14 protein-coding genes are annotated in these 14,410 nt (G+C 71.1%); 8 read left to right on the top strand and 6 right to left on the bottom strand.

The window, feature by feature from the left end; genetic code table 11:
• Nucleotides 1–44 precede the first annotated feature (44 nt).
• The 4 genes from ACIO1C_RS14030 to ACIO1C_RS14045 are packed head-to-tail and all read left to right on the top strand — an operon-like array spanning nt 45 to nt 4,397.
• On the top strand, nt 45–1,142 hold the full coding sequence (locus ACIO1C_RS14030) for an enolase C-terminal domain-like protein (protein ID WP_401862515.1): 1,098 nt from the start codon (nt 45–47) through the stop codon (nt 1,140–1,142).
• Between the two features lie 38 nt (nt 1,143–1,180).
• A complete protein-coding gene (locus ACIO1C_RS14035) occupies nt 1,181–2,563 on the top strand; it encodes an ABC transporter substrate-binding protein (protein ID WP_401862518.1) in 1,383 nt (460 codons plus the stop codon).
• Nucleotides 2,560–3,486: a carbohydrate ABC transporter permease gene (locus ACIO1C_RS14040; RefSeq protein WP_401862521.1), complete on the top strand. Its 927-nt coding sequence runs from the start codon at nt 2,560–2,562 to the stop codon at nt 3,484–3,486. The genes ACIO1C_RS14035 and ACIO1C_RS14040 overlap by 4 nt, the downstream gene beginning before the upstream one ends.
• A complete protein-coding gene (locus ACIO1C_RS14045; RefSeq protein WP_401862523.1) occupies nt 3,483–4,397 on the top strand; it encodes a carbohydrate ABC transporter permease in 915 nt (304 codons plus the stop codon). Before ACIO1C_RS14040 ends, ACIO1C_RS14045 begins: the two co-directional genes overlap by 4 nt.
• Before the next feature lie 30 nt (nt 4,398–4,427).
• On the opposite strand, the gene ACIO1C_RS14050 is transcribed toward ACIO1C_RS14045, so the two are convergent.
• From ACIO1C_RS14050 to ACIO1C_RS14075, 6 genes are all read right to left on the bottom strand, one after another.
• Entirely contained in the window at nt 4,428–5,309 is an 882-nt protein-coding gene (locus ACIO1C_RS14050; RefSeq protein ID WP_401862526.1) for a LysR family transcriptional regulator, read from the bottom strand.
• 101 nt (nt 5,310–5,410) lie between these two features.
• Nucleotides 5,411–6,190 carry an SDR family NAD(P)-dependent oxidoreductase gene (locus tag ACIO1C_RS14055; RefSeq protein ID WP_401862528.1) on the bottom strand — a complete coding sequence of 260 codons (780 nt, stop codon included), beginning with the start codon at nt 6,188–6,190 and terminating at the stop codon, nt 5,411–5,413.
• Between the two features lie 207 nt (nt 6,191–6,397).
• On the bottom strand, nt 6,398–7,027 hold the full coding sequence (locus ACIO1C_RS14060; RefSeq protein ID WP_401862531.1) for a class F sortase: 630 nt from the start codon (nt 7,025–7,027) through the stop codon (nt 6,398–6,400).
• A 61-nt stretch (nt 7,028–7,088) separates the two neighbouring features.
• Complete coding sequence (locus tag ACIO1C_RS14065; RefSeq protein ID WP_401862534.1) at nt 7,089–7,688, bottom strand: hypothetical protein; 600 nt, start codon at nt 7,686–7,688, stop codon at nt 7,089–7,091.
• Nucleotides 7,689–7,852: 164 nt separating this feature from the next.
• Nucleotides 7,853–8,425, bottom strand: coding sequence for an isochorismatase family protein (locus ACIO1C_RS14070; RefSeq protein ID WP_401862536.1), 573 nt, complete (start codon nt 8,423–8,425; stop codon nt 7,853–7,855).
• Nucleotides 8,422–9,342 (bottom strand): LysR family transcriptional regulator, encoded by a 921-nt coding sequence (locus ACIO1C_RS14075; RefSeq protein ID WP_401862539.1) that lies wholly within the window; start codon nt 9,340–9,342, stop codon nt 8,422–8,424. The genes ACIO1C_RS14070 and ACIO1C_RS14075 overlap by 4 nt, the downstream gene beginning before the upstream one ends.
• 104 nt (nt 9,343–9,446) lie before the next feature.
• Between ACIO1C_RS14075 and ACIO1C_RS14080 the strand changes: the two genes are divergently transcribed.
• From ACIO1C_RS14080 to ACIO1C_RS14095, 4 genes are all read left to right on the top strand, one after another.
• Nucleotides 9,447–9,812: a YybH family protein gene (locus tag ACIO1C_RS14080; RefSeq protein ID WP_401862542.1), complete on the top strand. Its 366-nt coding sequence runs from the start codon at nt 9,447–9,449 to the stop codon at nt 9,810–9,812.
• Between the two features lie 260 nt (nt 9,813–10,072).
• On the top strand, nt 10,073–12,286 hold the full coding sequence (locus tag ACIO1C_RS14085) for an MMPL family transporter (RefSeq protein WP_401862544.1): 2,214 nt from the start codon (nt 10,073–10,075) through the stop codon (nt 12,284–12,286).
• Between the two features lie 46 nt (nt 12,287–12,332).
• The gene (locus ACIO1C_RS14090) at nt 12,333–13,685 is read left to right on the top strand and encodes a histidine kinase (RefSeq protein WP_401863186.1); all 1,353 of its coding nucleotides are present in this window, start codon (nt 12,333–12,335) and stop codon (nt 13,683–13,685) included.
• On the top strand, nt 13,682–14,353 hold the full coding sequence (locus ACIO1C_RS14095) for a response regulator (RefSeq protein ID WP_401862546.1): 672 nt from the start codon (nt 13,682–13,684) through the stop codon (nt 14,351–14,353). Before ACIO1C_RS14090 ends, ACIO1C_RS14095 begins: the two co-directional genes overlap by 4 nt.
• The last annotated feature ends 57 nt before the right edge of the window (nt 14,354–14,410 follow it).

Raw genomic sequence — 14,410 nt, forward strand, 5'->3', positions numbered from 1 at the left:
GGGCGCCCCGCCCGTCTCCCCCTCCCACCGAAACGAAAGCCAGTATGAAGATCACGCATGTGGAAGCCCATCCGATCCGGGTCCCGGCCGCGGACCCGCCGTTCAGCTGGCGGCAGGGCCTGGCCGGCAGCCCCGCCTCCGGCGACGGCGCGGTCCTGCGGATCGGCACCGACGAGGGCGCCGAGGGAGTGGCGGTGTTCGCGAGACCCGGCGCGGCCGTCCTCCTCGCCGACCTCGTGGACCGGGTGTTCCGGGACGAACTCGTCGGGCAGGACCCGTTCCGGCGGGAGTGGCTCTGGCACCGTGTCTGGGAACTGGACCGCATCCACGAGCTGCCGCTGCCCGCGTTCGGCCTGATCGACATCGCCCTGTGGGACCTCGCGGGACGCGTGAGCGACCAGCCCGTCTGGCAGCTCCTCGGCGGATTCCGCGACGCGATACCCGCGTACGCCTCCACCACCACCTTCGCGACCACCGAGGAGTTCCTCGACGTCGCGGACCAGTGCCTGGAGCTGGGCTACCAGGGCATCAAGCTGCACGCCTGGGGCGACGCCCGCAAGGACGCCGCGCTCTGCCTGGCGCTGCGCGAACACGTCGGGAGCGACGTCCCGCTGATGTACGACGGGTCCGCCGGGTTCGACCTGCCCGACGCCATCCGCCTGGGCCGCGCCCTCTCCGAGGCCGACTACCTCTGGTACGAGGAGCCGATGCGCGAATTCAGCGTCGGCGCCTACCGGCGGCTCGGCCAGGCGGTCTCCGTCCCGCTCCTCGTCGCCGAGACCTCGGACGGCGCCCACATGAACTCCGCCGACTTCATCGCCTCGGGGGCGGCGACCTTCGGCGTACGCACAGGGACCACCCTGCGCGGGGGCATCACCGGAGCCATGCGTACGGCCCACCTCGCCGACGCGCACCTGCTCCGCGCCGAGGTGCACGGTTCGGACATCCCGAACCACCACCTCTGCATGGCGATCTCCAACACCACCTACTACGAGTCCCTCGTCACCCGGACGACGGTGACCCGCGAACGCCACGTGGACGAGCACGGACTCGTCCACGCACCCACCGGTCCGGGAATCGCGCTGCCGCTCGACTTCGAGTACGGCAGCGCCCTCCACCCCTTTGTCGAGCAGCACTCGTGACACACGTGACACACGTAAGAAAGCAGAAAGGCAAGACAATGACGTCTTCAAGAGGTTCGGGAGCCGGCATCCGCCGCACCATCACCCGGAAGGCGGTCGCGGCCCTGGCCCTGTCGGCCGTCACCCTGCTGGCCGGCTGCGCCGACGCCACGCAGTCCTCGTCGTCGGACACCGCCAAGGCCTTCAAGCCGGTCAAGCAGGACGACGCGTCCAAGATCACCGTCTGGACCGACTCGACCCGGCTGCCGCAGGTGGAGGCGTACCAGAAGCAGCACCCGGACGCGAAGCTGAACGTCGTCACCTACGACGGAGGCGCCGACGGATCGACGTACCTCCAGACGAAGGTGCAGCTCTTCGACCGGACCGGCAAGGGCTGGCCCGACGTCGTGTTCGGCTCGCCCACCGACGTGACGTGGGCCGCGGAGCCGACCAAGCCCGGTGCCGTCGCCTTCGCCGCGCCGCTGGACCAGGACCTGGTCCCGCAGAAGACCCTGGACAACTTCGCCAAGGGCTCGCTCGCGCCGTGCCAGGTCGACGGCCACACCTACTGCATGCGCAACGACATAGCCCAGGTCGTCCTCTGGTACAACAAGAAGCTGATGGACCAGTTCGGCTACCAGGTGCCCACCACCTGGGAGCAGTACCAGGCCATCGGCGAGAAGCTCGCCAAGGACCACCCCGGCTACCTGGTCGGCTCGGTGGGTGACACCAACTCCCAGGAGTCGTACTTCTGGTCCAGCCAGTGCCCCGCCTTCAACCTGACTGCGCCCAACACCCTGCGGGTGGCACTCGGGGACGAGAAGTGCACCCGGATGTCCACGCTCCTGGACACCCTCATCGCCAACAAGACCGTCAGCACCCAGGGCTTCTTCAGCCAGGGCTTCGCCAAGGACAGCGGCAGCAAGGTCCTGATGGCGTACGGCCCGTCCTGGTACGGCCAGTACCTGTTCAACGCCGCCTTCAAGACGCCGGCCGGACAGATCTCCGCCGGGGCCCCGCTGACCTGGCCCGGTGAGACCACCGCCTCGACGGGCAACGTCGGCGGCGGGCTCTGGATGGTCTCCTCCCACAGCGCCAACCTCAAGGCGTCCACCGACCTGGTCAGCTGGCTGACCACGTCCGACGAGAACCAGGCCAAGGCGCCGACCTACCCGGCGTACGCCCCCGCGGCCGACGCCTGGCTCGCCAACCCCGACAACAAGAAGTACTTCGCCGACGACATCAGCGACGTCTTCCGCACGGCCGCGGGCCAGGTGTGGACGGGCTGGTCCAACACCAAGTTCAGTGACGCGACCGCCTGGTCGAGCGTGGTCCTGCCCGCGCTGACCTCCGGCAAGACACTGTCGGAGACCCTGCCCGCCTGGCAGACGGCCATCGCGAACGAGGCCAAGGCCGTCGGATACAAGGTGACCACGAAATGACCGTGCTGGACACTCAGCACGTCACGAACCCTCCCCGCCGCCGCGCCGCGTCGCGGCGGCGGGGAGGGGTGGCCGGCTACCTGTTCGTCGCCGGCTACGCGATCCTGCTGCTCGCCTTCGGGGTCTTCCCCACCGTCTACTCGTTCTACCTGTCCCTGACCAACGACAAGGGCCAGTTCACCGGCATCAACCAGTTCACCAAGGTGATGGGGGACTACCGGTTCGTCCCCGCCTTCACCAACATCCTGTTCTACCTGGTGATGTGGCTCGTCGTCCTGGTCGTCCTGACGGTCCTGGTGGCCGTCGTCCTGCGCGGCCGGATGAAGCCGGGACTGTCCGCGGTCTTCCGCTTCCTCTACTACATCCCGGGGGCACTGGCCGGTGTCGCCAGTGTGCTCGTGTGGCTGTTCATGCTGGACCCGGCGGTCAGCCCCGTCTCCTGGCTGCTCGACGCCATGGGGAAGGACAGCTTCGCCGCCGTCCTGAGCCCCGGCGACCTTCCGGTGATCTTTGTCCTGATCGCCTTCTGGACCGGCGCCGGCGGCTGGATCGTCGTGATGTACGGGGCGTTGAACAACATCCCCGACGAGGTCATCGAAGCCGCCAGGATGGACGGCGCCGGCCCGTGGAAAACGGCCTGGCACATCCAGATCCCCATGATCAGGCAGTGGATCGCCTACATGACGATCCTGGCCTTCGCGGCCGGCACCCAGCTCTTCGTCGAGCCGCAACTGCTCCAGACGGCCAGCCTCGGCCGGGTCAGCCCCACCTGGTCACCCAACCAACTCGCGTACGTCTTCGCCTTCCAGCAGGGCGACTTCAACGGCGCCGCGGCGATCTCCGTCTTCCTGCTGGCCCTGGGTGTCATCGTCGCCGGGCTGCTCGTGTGGCGCTCGGACATGTTCACGTTGGATGAGAAATGACCTACACCGCATCTGGCTCACCCACCCGCCCGCAACGCGGCAAGCCCTCCCGCGCCCTGTCGGTCCTCGTCGTCTGCGTGCTGCTCACCGCGCTGCTCGTCTTCTTCGTCCTGCCGGTCGTCTGGCTGCTGCTGGCGCCGACGAAGACGGCGGGGCAGATGACACACGACTCGCCGCTCTCCTTCGGCTCCTTCGCCCAGATCGGCACGGCCTGGCACCACCTGGTCGACTTCCAGGACGGCGCGCTGCTCCTGTGGCTGCGCAACTCGGCCGTCTACTCGGGCGGTTCGCTGATCCTCACCCTGCTCACCAGTGTGCCGGCGGGGTACGCCCTGGCGCTGACGCGGTTCCGGGGGCGCAAGCTGCTGCTGACGGTCACCCTGGTCACGATGATCATGCCGTCGGCCACCCTGGTGCTGCCGATCTTCCTGGAGCTCAACCGGTTCCACCTGATCGGCACGGCCTGGTCGGTGATCCTGCCCTTCTCCTTCTACCCGTTCGGCGTCTACCTGGTCTACATCTACTTCGCCACCAGCCTGCCCCGCGAGATCCTCTCGGCGGCGCGCATCGACGGCTGTTCGGAATGGCAGATCTTCAAGCTCATCGCGCTGCCGCTGGCCAAGCCCGTCATCGGACTGGTCGCCTTCTTCAGCTTCGTCGGCAACTGGAACAACTTCTTCCTTCCGTATCTCGTGCTGCCGAACAGCGACCAGTTCCCCGTCCAGGTGGGACTGAACCAACTCCTGTCGTCCACCCCGTCGTTCAACCCCGTGGCGGGGGCCGGCCTCAACATCACGATCCCCGAACTCGCGCTGGCCATCATCATCGCGATCCTGCCGGTGCTCGTGCTGTTCCTCTTCTCGCAGCGGACGCTCGTCTCCGGGATGCTCGCCGGATCCACCAAGGAGTGATCCGCTGAGGAGTGAGGAACGCCGGTACGGTCAGCGGGCGGTGAGGTCCAGTGCGGCGACCAGTGCGGCGAGTCCCCGCTGGGTGGCGTCGGCCCGCCAGACCGCCCAGGTGTGGCGGACGAGCGGATCGCCGGTCAGGGGATGCCACACCAGCCCTTCGGGCAGCGGGTGGACCCAGCCCGGTGACGCGAAGGCGAACGTCCGCGGGCCGTTCACCGCGGCGAACTTCACCTCCCGGGGCACCGGACGGCCCTCCTCGCTCGCGCTGTAGGTGTCGGTGACGCCGTGGCTGCGCAAGGTGGCGATCACCTGGTCGTGCCACGCCGGCGCGTCCACCCGGGCGAAGCTCACCCACGACATGCCGCTCAGCCGGTGCAGTCGTACGCTCCCCGCGTCGGTCAGTTCCTCCGCGCGGGCGGCGGTGAGAACCACTCCCATCGACTCCTCCACCGCGAGCACGCTGTCGAGGGACGGGTCCGTGGGGTGGTCACGTACCAGAGCCACTTCCAGCTCACCGGCCCGCAGGGCGGTGAGCTGGGCCGTGCTCCTGGCGTGCTGGAGGACGATCGAGGTGTTCGGGTGCGTGGCGCTCACCTCGGCGATCGCCGTCGGCAGCAGATCCGGGGGGAGTTCCAGCGGCACTCCGACGCGCACCCGTTCGGGCGGCACGGCCGGCTGGTTGATGGTGCTCATCAGCCGGTCGTGCCGCTCGACGAGGGAACGGATCTCACCGAGGAGGGCCGCGCCGAGTTCGGTGGGGTGTGCGCCGCCGGGGCCCCGGACGAGCAGTTGACCACCGACCTGGCGTTCGAGTGAGCGCATCGTCTGCGAGAGGGCCGACTGGCTGACGTGCATGACGCGGGCCGCCGCCGAGAGCCCGCCCTCGTCCACCACCGTCACAAACGCACGCATCTCCCGGATCTCCATCGCCGCGGAGAGCCCCTTTCCTGTGTCACGCGTTCCGGACAACCGGACAGTAGCGGCAACGAGCCCGGCGGGCCGGAACGGTGGCCTCAGACGGCGGTGGCGCCGCCGTCGGCCGCGAGGGTGGCGCCGGTGACGAAGCTGGAGCGGGGTGAGGCGAGGAAGAGGATGGCCTCGGCGATCTCGGCGGGCCGTGCGGTACGGCGCAGGGGCAGGGTCTTGCCGAGTTCGGCCACTCCGTCACCCCACTCGACCAGGACGCCGTCGGTGATGGTCGGGCCGGGGGCGACGCTGTTGACCCGGATGCCACTGGGGCCGAACTCGGCGGCCCACGTACGGGTCAACGAGCTCAGCGCGGCCTTGGTGGCGCTGTAGCCCGAGGCACCCGGGACACCCATCGACGCGGCCATGGTGCTGACGTTGACGATGCTGCCCGTGCCCTTCTCAAGCATGGCGGGGACCAGGCTCGCGGTGAGGAAGTAGGCGCCGCGGACGTTGGTGTCGAACAGTCGCTCGAACACGCTGACGCTCTGCTCCACGGTCGGTGCGACGGGGAACGCGGAGGCGTTGTTGACGAGGATGTCGACCGCGCCGGCCTCCTCCGCCAGGGCGCGGACCGAGTCGAGGTCCGCGAGGTCGGCCGCGACGAAGCGCACGGTGCCGGGGCCTTCCGGCAGGTCGGCGATCGCCTTGGCGCCGCGCTCGGGGCTGCGGCCGGAGATGACGACGTGGGCTCCCTCACGGATGAAGAGGCGGGCGGCCTCCAGGCCGATTCCCGCGGTGCCGCCGGTGATGAGAGCGACCTGGTCCGTCAGCTCGCCCGACGACTTCTCCTGGCGGGCGGCCTGCTCTTCGTTTCTGACAGTCATGACGGGGCATCTCCTGAAGCGGTACGGAACGCCGCGTGCGGTGTCGCGCGGCTGTACCCGGTACAAGGAGCGGGCCGCCCCGGGCCTTCCGGCCGGCCCATCGGCGTTCCTGCTGGCGGCCATAAGCGGCACGCGGTGACCTGCGCGCGGAGGCCCGGCGGCGCGAGGGTGCCGCCGGGCCCGTACGCCCTGGGTCACGTACCGCCCTCACGTACGTTTGACGTCCGTCAGGTGCGCGAACACCACGATGTTGGCCGCGTAGCCGGTCTTCTTCTCGAAGCTCCCGCCGCACGTCAGCAGGCGCAGTTCGGGGCGCCCTGTCCTGCCGTACACCTCCTGGTCGGGGAATTTGTCCTTCCGGTACGTCTTCACGGCATCGACGCTGAACACCGCCGTCCGCCGGTCCGCCCGGGCGATGTTGACCAGGTCGCCGGGGCGCAGGGCGTTGAGGTTGAGGAAGACGGCCGGACCGGTACGGGTGTCCCGGTGGCCCACGATCAGAGCGGTCCCCGCCTCGCCCGGCGTGGGACCGCCCCGGTACCAGCCGACCTGCCGGGGCCGCTCCAGCGGGGGAGTGCCCAGGTGGCCGAGCGGGTCAAGACCCACCTGGATGACCGGTGCCTCGATCGTGAGGGCGGGGACGGCGAGCCGTACCGCCGGCGAGGGCGGCAGGGGCCGGGGCGGGCGCGGGACCGCCGCCGCCCGCCCCGGCCGCCGGCCGGCGCCCTTCGCGCTCTCCGCGGCGGGGGCGGCGAGCACGACGGTCCCGGTGAACGGTGGATCGGCGGGGGCGTCGCCGCACGCCCACACCACACCGGTCACCAGCGAGGCGGTCACACTCAGCGTGAGGGTGAGGCGGCAGGCGCGGCTCGGCCCTCTCCGGCGTCGATGTCGGGTGTTACGCGGCGCCATGGCCGCGGCGGCGGGCGCGGCGGACGAGGAGCAGGCCCGCGGCTCCGACCGCACCGGTGACGAGCCACGGGGTCAGCCCCGTGGACGAGTCGTTGCCGCCTTCGAGGCTCGCGACCCCGCCGCCGCCCGCGGCCACGGCCCCGACCGGCAGGGGGAGCTCGCCGCTTCCCAGCGGGCACTCGACCTTGAAGAGCTTCTTCTTGGGCACGCCGCCGGGGAAGGTCCAGTTGAGCTGGTACGTGCCGTTGGGGAGCGAGTAGTCCGAGGTGTTCCCCTTCCCGGCCGCGAGCGTGATGGCGCCGGTCAGGGTGGGCAGGGCGGGGGTGGGCGGCTCGGCGGTGATGGTGAAGGTCACCAGCGGGACGGTCTCGAAGTTGAAGGCGCTCAGGTTGAACTTGCAGACCTTCAGGGCGTCCCCGGTGTTGCCGGCGGGGGTCCCGGCGTTGTGGATCCTCACGTCCCCGCTGTCGCCGGGAGCGGCGACCGCGGCCGACGCCCCGGCCAGGGACGCGCCGGCGAGAGCGAACGCGCCGAGGACGGCGGCGGAACGGGAGCGGGCGGAGCGGAGGGAGGGCGACGTGGGCATGGGAGGCTCCTTCAAGCCGGGATGATTGTCGTACTGCATGCGATCATCTGACTAAATGTCACATATCCGACAAAACCTGGCGGCGAAACGCCGAGAAACCGTCAAGATGCCCTGAGTGGCGCAACGGACGGGCCGCTCCCGTCACCGCCCCCTTCTCGCTGCCTTCAGGGGAGGGGTGCGAACGTGACGTCCGCCGCGTGCGGGAGGATCTCCGCCCCGGCGCCCAGCGCCCATTCGGCGACCCGGGAGACCGTCGCGGCCGGGACGCGGTCGCCGAGGCCGGGCTTCGCCGGGATGTCCTGCGTCGCGTGGGCGTCGTGCGGCAGGACCACCCGGTATCCCAGCGCCAGGGCGGTACGAGCCGTCGCCAGGACGCACATCTCGGACATCACGCCGCAGACGGCGAGCGCCCGTACCCCCGAGTCGGTCAACAGGCCTCCCAGCGGCGTCCCGTCGAAGCCATCGTCCTTCTTCTTGCGGATCACGACCTCCGTGGGCCCCGCCTCGACGGGGTGGTGGAGTTCCCAGCCGGGCGTGCCGGCCTCGTCGTCCGCGCCGACCGCTCCGTCGTTCTGTACGTGGACGACCAGCGCGCCGCTCCTGCGGGCCCGGGCGATCAGGTCCGTCGTACGGTCCACGAGCCGGGCCGCGCCGGGCACCGCCCCGTCACCGGAGACGAAGGCGGACTGGACGTCCACCACGATCAGGGCGTCTGCGGGGAGCGCGGGAGGGTTCATCCGGCCATGATGACCTTCGCCGCCGGGGCGCCTCCATTCCAATTTCCCCCGAACGCGCGGTGGCAGTGCGTCAGCAGCTCCCGGAGCGCGGCGCTCCCGTCCGTCCGGTGGACGAGGGCGAGCATCGCGCGCGTCTCGATGTCGTCGATGACGCGGGCCTCCAGGCCGTCGTCCCGTACGACCATGGACTCGGACAGCACGGCGACGCCCAGCCCGCGCGCGGCCAGATCGGCGACGGCGCTCGGCGCACTCGCCTGGAGCGCGATGTCCGGCCGGACGCCCCGGGCCGCGCAGGCCCGGTCCCACACCGCCCGGATCCCGGTGCCTCCGGGCAGGCAGACGAGCGGGTACGCGCTGACGTCGGCCAGCGTGACCCGCGCCTGCCCGGTCAGCGGATGGCCCGGGGGCACGGCCGCGATCAGCCGTTCGCTGACGATCGGCAGGGCCTCCAGGCCCGGCGGATGTGTGTCGGCCGTGCCGATCAGGGCGAGGTCCGCCGTACCCCCACGCACCCGTTCCATGAGGCGGTCGGAGTTGTCCTCGAACAGGCTGATCTCGACCCCGGGGTGGTCCCGGTGGAAGGCGGACAGGGCGTCGAACAGCGGGGTCACGGTGCACGCGGTGATCATGCCCACCACCAGCCGGCCCCGGAGCAGCCCGTTCACCTCGGCGACCGCGTGCCGCGCGGCCTCGGCGGCCGCGAGCGCCGCACGGGCGTGGCGCAGCACCGCCTCCCCGGCCGGGGTCAGGCTCGCCCCACGGCCCGACCGGTCGATCAGGGCCGCCCCGAGGTCCTGTTCCAGCTGGCGGATCTGGGTGCTGATCCCCGGCTGGCTGATGTGCAGCCGCTCGGCCGCGCGCGTGAAGTTCGACTCCTCCGCCACCGCGACGAAGTACCGCAACTGCCTGAGTTCCATAGCTCCTGATTATGGCACTGATCGGATCGATTGATTGGACTTATGCATAGGGGCGTTCGAGACTGGAGGAGCCAGAAGCCCGGCCACGCACGGAAGGACCTCCTATGACGGAGAACGAGAAGGCCCTGAAGCCCGAAGACCTCACCCGGCTGTTCGTCGAGCGCGCCAACGCCGGTGACGCGGCCGGCATCGCCGCGCTCTACGAGGAGTCCGCCGTCATGGCCTACCCGCCGGGCCGGGTCACGGAGGGGCGCGAGGCCATTCGCCTGCTGTGGGAGGAGGTGCTCGCGCACGCCCCGGAGTTCGAGCCGGAGCCGCCGCTGCCGACCCTGGTCAGCGGTGACATCGCGCTCACCTCCACCCCGCCGAAGGACGGCTCGGGAGCCCGCGCGCAGGTGGTCCGCCGCCAGCCCGACGGCACCTGGCTGCGCCTCCTCGACCAGCCGGAGTTCAACCCGCCCACCCGCTGAGGAGCGGGGCCGGGGGTGCCGGGGACGGGGCCGGGGGTGCCGGGGACGGGGATCGGCGCGGGGGTTGACGCGTCCCTGCCTGCTGCGCTCGCAGCAGGCGGGGCGCCTGCGGTGGCAGGACGACGTACGGACCTTCCTGAGGAAGTGTGGGACAGGCGCGAGGTGGGCTCAGCGCGGAGCCTGCCGGGCGCCCGCTGCGTCCGCGCAGCTCTCTCCGCAGCTTTCCGTATTCTCAGCCGCACGTTGTTCCTGGAGGACCGATGTCCGCCCTTGCCCGCTGGTGCTACCGGCACCGGCTCCTGACCGCACTGATCTGGCTGGGGGTGCTGGTCGGACTGGGCGCGGTGTCGAACAGTGTGGGCAGCGCGTTCAGTACGACGCTGTCCGCGCCGAGCACCGAGTCCAGCAAGGCCCTGGACCTGCTGAAGAAGAGCAGCCCGGCCGCCTCCGGTGACCGGGACACCGTCGTGTGGCACACCACCGGCGGCAAGGTGACCGACAGCGCGGTGCGCCAGGACCTCACGGGGGTGCTGGACCGGATATCCAGGGCGCCCGGGGTGGCGTCGGTCGCGAGTCCGTACGCCAAGGGCGGCGCGGGACAGATCAGCCGGGACGGGGCGACCGCGTACGCGGCGGTGACACTGGACAAGGCCGCGAACGACGTGGACAAGGCGCAGGTCGAGCACGTCATCTCGCTCGTGAAGCAGGCCCGTACGGACACGGTCGACGTGCAGTACGGCGGGCAGGCCTTCAAGGCGGCCGAGAACGAGCTGAAACCCACCAGTGAGATCGTCGGTGTGATCGCGGCACTCCTGATCATGCTGCTGATCTTCCGCTCGCTCTGGGCGGCCGCCCTGCCCATCCTCACCGCCGTCGCCGGGGTCGGCGCCGGCATCATGGGCACCGGGGTGCTCAGCCACACCCTCTCCATCCCGGACGTGGCGACCACGGTGGCCGCCCTGGTCGGGCTCGGTGTGGGCATCGACTACGCGCTGTTCATCGTCAACCGGCACCGCAAGGGGCTGATGTCGGGATCCTCCGTCGAGGACGCGGCGGCGCGGGCCCTGGACACCTCGGGACGCGCGGTGATCTTCGCGGGCCTGACCGTGGTGGTCGCCCTGCTGGGCCAGTACGCCCTCGGCATCGGCTTCCTCAACGGCATGGCGGCCGCCTCCGCGCTCACCGTCGCCCTCACCGTGCTCGCCTCGATCACCCTCCTCCCGGCCCTCCTCGGACTCATGGGACACCGGGTGCTGAGCCGCAAGCAGCGGCGGACCCTGCGCGAACACGGTCCCGTCCACGACGAGCAGCGGGGCGTGTGGGGCCGCTGGGCCTCCGCCGTCCTGGCCAAGCCGCGCGGCAAGGCGCTGCTGGCCCTGCTCGTGATGGTGGTGGTCTCCCTGCCGGTGTTCTCCCTGCGGCTGGGCAGCGCCGACGCGGGCAACGACCCCTCGTCGAGCGCGAGCCGCCAGTCGTACGACCTGCTGGCGGACGGCTTCGGGCCCGGCTTCAACGGGCCGCTCCTGCTGGTGGCCCAGGCACCGCACGCCCAGGACAAGACGGCGCTGGAGTCCCTGGCCGCCGACCTCTCCGGCGTGAAGGGGGTCGCGCAGGTGGTGGCCCCGCCGCTCGCCCCCGGCCAGGACGTGGGCACGATCCAGGTCGTCCCGACCAGCTCGCCCCAGTCCGTGCAGACCACCGACCTGATCACGCACCTGCGGGACACCGTGGTCCCGCGGGCCGAGCAGAACACCGACCTCCAGGTCTACGTGGGCGGCAGCACGGCGAGCGGGGTCGACTTCTCCGACGTCATCGTCTCCAAACTCCCGCTGTTCATCCTGATCATCGTGAGCCTCGGCTGCCTGCTGATGATGGTGGCGTTCCGCAGTGTGCTGGTCCCGCTGATCGGTGTGGTGATGAACCTGCTGACCATGGGCGTGGCCTTCGGCGCGGTGGTCGCGGCCTTCCAGTGGGGCTGGCTGTCCGAGGCGCTCGGCGCCGGAGCCGCCGGACCGGTGGAGGCGTTCGCGCCGGTCATGATGATCGCGATCCTGTTCGGCCTGTCCATGGACTACCAGGTGTTCCTGATCAGCCGTATGCACGAGGAATGGACGCTGACCCGGGACAACGCGCGGGCGGTACGGATCGGGCAGGCCGAGACCGGGCGGATCATCACGGCCGCCGCCGTCATCATGGCGTGTGTGTTCGCGGCCTTCATGTTCAGCGGCCAGCGGATCGTCGCGGAGTTCGGCCTGGGCCTGGCGCTCGCCGTCCTTCTGGACGTGCTGCTCGTGCGTATGGTTGTGGTGCCCGCGCTGATGCATCTGTTCGGCGCGCGCAACTGGTGGCTGCCGCGATGGCTGGACAAGCTGCTGCCGCGTCTCTCCATCGAGGGGACACCGGACGACGTGCCGGACACGGCGGCGGACCGGCAGGACCGGAACGACAGGCAGGATGTGCCGGTCGGGCGCTGAGTCCCCGGCGGGCCCCCGGTACGGCGAAGGAGGACGAGTGATCCCGATGGTGTGGAGCCGGGTCAGGGCGCGCCCGGCGCTGCATGACGCCGTGGTCGCCCTCGGGACCGTCGTCGTCCTCCTGTCGATCACCCTCAGCGTCGCGCTCAGGGCGTCGGACTCCGCCATCGCCGTCCCGGCGGGCCTGGTGGTGATGACCTGTCTGCCGCTGCTCGCCGGGAGCCGCTGGCCGGTGCCCGTCGTGCTGGTGACCGCCGCCCTCGACGTGACCCGGCTGTTCCTGATCGAGCCGGACTTCCAGAAGACGTACCCCACCGCGACCGTGATCGCGCTGTACGTGATGGCCGCGCACACCGGCCGCCGTACCGCGTGGCGGGTCGCCGGGGTGGTCGTCCTCGCGCTGACGGCCGTCGCCCTGTTCGCCCGGCCCGGGGTGGACAACCTGCCGATGAACCTCGGCGTGCTCCCCTGGACCTGCCTGCCCGTCGCCATCAGCGACGGCGTCCGCAGCCGCCGGGAGGTCCTGGCGGCTGCGACGGAACGGGCCGAGCGCGCCGAGCGGACGCGCGAGGAGGTCGCGCTGCGCCGGGTGACGGAGGAGCGGGTACGGATCGCCCGCGAGCTGCACGACGTGGTGGCCCACCACATCACCCTGGTCAACGCCCAGGCCGGGGTGGCCCACCATCTGATGCGCACCGACCCGGAGCACGCGTACACGGCCCTCGAACGGATCCGGGACACCAGCCGGTCGGCGCTGGACGAACTGCGCGCCACGGTCGGTCTGTTGCGCCAGCCCGGCGAGGCGCCCTCGACGCAGCCGGCGCCGGGGCTGGCCGACCTGGACGACCTGCTGGAGCGGTTCCGGCACTCCGGGCTGCCGGTGGAGCTGGTGTGCGCGGGGGAGCCGGGGGCGCTGTCGGCGACGGCCGACCTCACGGCGTACCGGATCATCCAGGAAGCCCTGACCAACACCCACAAGCACGCGGGGAGCGCCCGCGCCCGGGTGCGTCTCGACTACACGGCGGCCCAGGTGCGGATCACCGTCGAGGACGACGGACGGGACGCCGGTGCGGGGAACGGCATCGGGTACGGCCTGATCGGGATGCACGAGCGGGCGCGGACGGCGGGCGGCACCGTGACGGCCGGGGCGCGGCCGGCCCCGGAGGCGGGGTTCCGTGTCACGGCCGAACTGCCGCTGAGCGCCGGGGCCGCCCCGCCCGCGACCGCCTCGTCCCCGGCGGCGGGCGTGGTCGGTGCCGTGGGCCCCGGCGACAGCGCCCCGGAGCCTCTGCCCGGCACCGGCCCCACCGGCCCCACCGGCAGGATCCCGAGCCCCGCCGAACCCACCACCCCCTGCCTCATCACCGGCGTGCGCCTCCTCGGTGGCGGCCGGGCATGACGATCCGGGTGCTGCTCGCCGACGACCAGGCACTGCTGCGGGGTACGTTCCGGCTGCTCATCGACTCCGAGCCGGACATGGAGGTCGTCGCCGAGGCGTCGGACGGCCGGGAGGCGGTCGGGCTGGCCCTCAGCAGCCAGGCCGAGGTGGTCCTGATGGACATCCGCATGCCCGGCATGAACGGCCTCGACGCGACCCGGCTGATCATGGCGGACGAGGATCTGGCGGGGGTCCGGGTGCTGATCCTGACCACCTTCGAGAACGACGAGTACGTGGCGGAGGCCCTGCGGGCCGGGGCCAGCGGCTTCCTGGGCAAGGGCATCAACCCCGACGAACTCCTCGACGCGATCCGGGTGATCGCCACCGGAGACATGCTCCTCTCGCCCGCCGCCACGAAGAGCGTCATCTCCCGCTTCCTCGCGCAGACCGAGCGGCCGAACCCGGACGCGGCGGAGCGGCTGGCCGGCCTGACCCCGCGCGAACGGGAGGTGGTCACCTGGGTGGGGAGGGGGCTGTCCAACCAGGACATCGCCGCCGAGCTGTACGTCAGCCCGGTCACCGTGAAGACGCACGTCAACCGGGCGATGGCCAAGCTCGGGGCCCGGGACCGCGCGCAGGTGGTGATCCTGGCGTACGAGTCCGGCATCGTCCAGCCGGGATCGGCCTGACGGGATCCGCCTGACGGGACACGGCTCTGGACGTTCTGTGCGATACGCGTACAGTTG

This window comes from Streptomyces sp. NPDC087420, assembly GCF_044744165.1.
Taxonomy (GTDB): domain Bacteria; phylum Actinomycetota; class Actinomycetes; order Streptomycetales; family Streptomycetaceae; genus Streptomyces.

What these genes read in the sequence shown, in the direction of transcription:
- ACIO1C_RS14030 (WP_401862515.1), top strand. Translation starts at nt 45, where the DNA reads ATGAAGATCACGCATGTGGAAGCCCATCCGATCCGGGTCCCGGCCGCG.
- ACIO1C_RS14035 (WP_401862518.1), top strand. Translation starts at nt 1,181, where the DNA reads ATGACGTCTTCAAGAGGTTCGGGAGCCGGCATCCGCCGCACCATCACC.
- ACIO1C_RS14040 (WP_401862521.1), top strand. Translation starts at nt 2,560, where the DNA reads ATGACCGTGCTGGACACTCAGCACGTCACGAACCCTCCCCGCCGCCGC.
- ACIO1C_RS14045 (WP_401862523.1), top strand. Translation starts at nt 3,483, where the DNA reads ATGACCTACACCGCATCTGGCTCACCCACCCGCCCGCAACGCGGCAAG.
- ACIO1C_RS14050 (WP_401862526.1), bottom strand. Translation starts at nt 5,309, where the DNA reads ATGCGTGCGTTTGTGACGGTGGTGGACGAGGGCGGGCTCTCGGCGGCG.
- ACIO1C_RS14055 (WP_401862528.1), bottom strand. Translation starts at nt 6,190, where the DNA reads ATGACTGTCAGAAACGAAGAGCAGGCCGCCCGCCAGGAGAAGTCGTCG.
- ACIO1C_RS14065 (WP_401862534.1), bottom strand. Translation starts at nt 7,688, where the DNA reads ATGCCCACGTCGCCCTCCCTCCGCTCCGCCCGCTCCCGTTCCGCCGCC.
- ACIO1C_RS14070 (WP_401862536.1), bottom strand. Translation starts at nt 8,425, where the DNA reads ATGAACCCTCCCGCGCTCCCCGCAGACGCCCTGATCGTGGTGGACGTC.
- ACIO1C_RS14075 (WP_401862539.1), bottom strand. Translation starts at nt 9,342, where the DNA reads ATGGAACTCAGGCAGTTGCGGTACTTCGTCGCGGTGGCGGAGGAGTCG.
- ACIO1C_RS14080 (WP_401862542.1), top strand. Translation starts at nt 9,447, where the DNA reads ATGACGGAGAACGAGAAGGCCCTGAAGCCCGAAGACCTCACCCGGCTG.
- ACIO1C_RS14085 (WP_401862544.1), top strand. Translation starts at nt 10,073, where the DNA reads ATGTCCGCCCTTGCCCGCTGGTGCTACCGGCACCGGCTCCTGACCGCA.
- ACIO1C_RS14090 (WP_401863186.1), top strand. Translation starts at nt 12,333, where the DNA reads ATGGTGTGGAGCCGGGTCAGGGCGCGCCCGGCGCTGCATGACGCCGTG.
- ACIO1C_RS14095 (WP_401862546.1), top strand. Translation starts at nt 13,682, where the DNA reads ATGACGATCCGGGTGCTGCTCGCCGACGACCAGGCACTGCTGCGGGGT.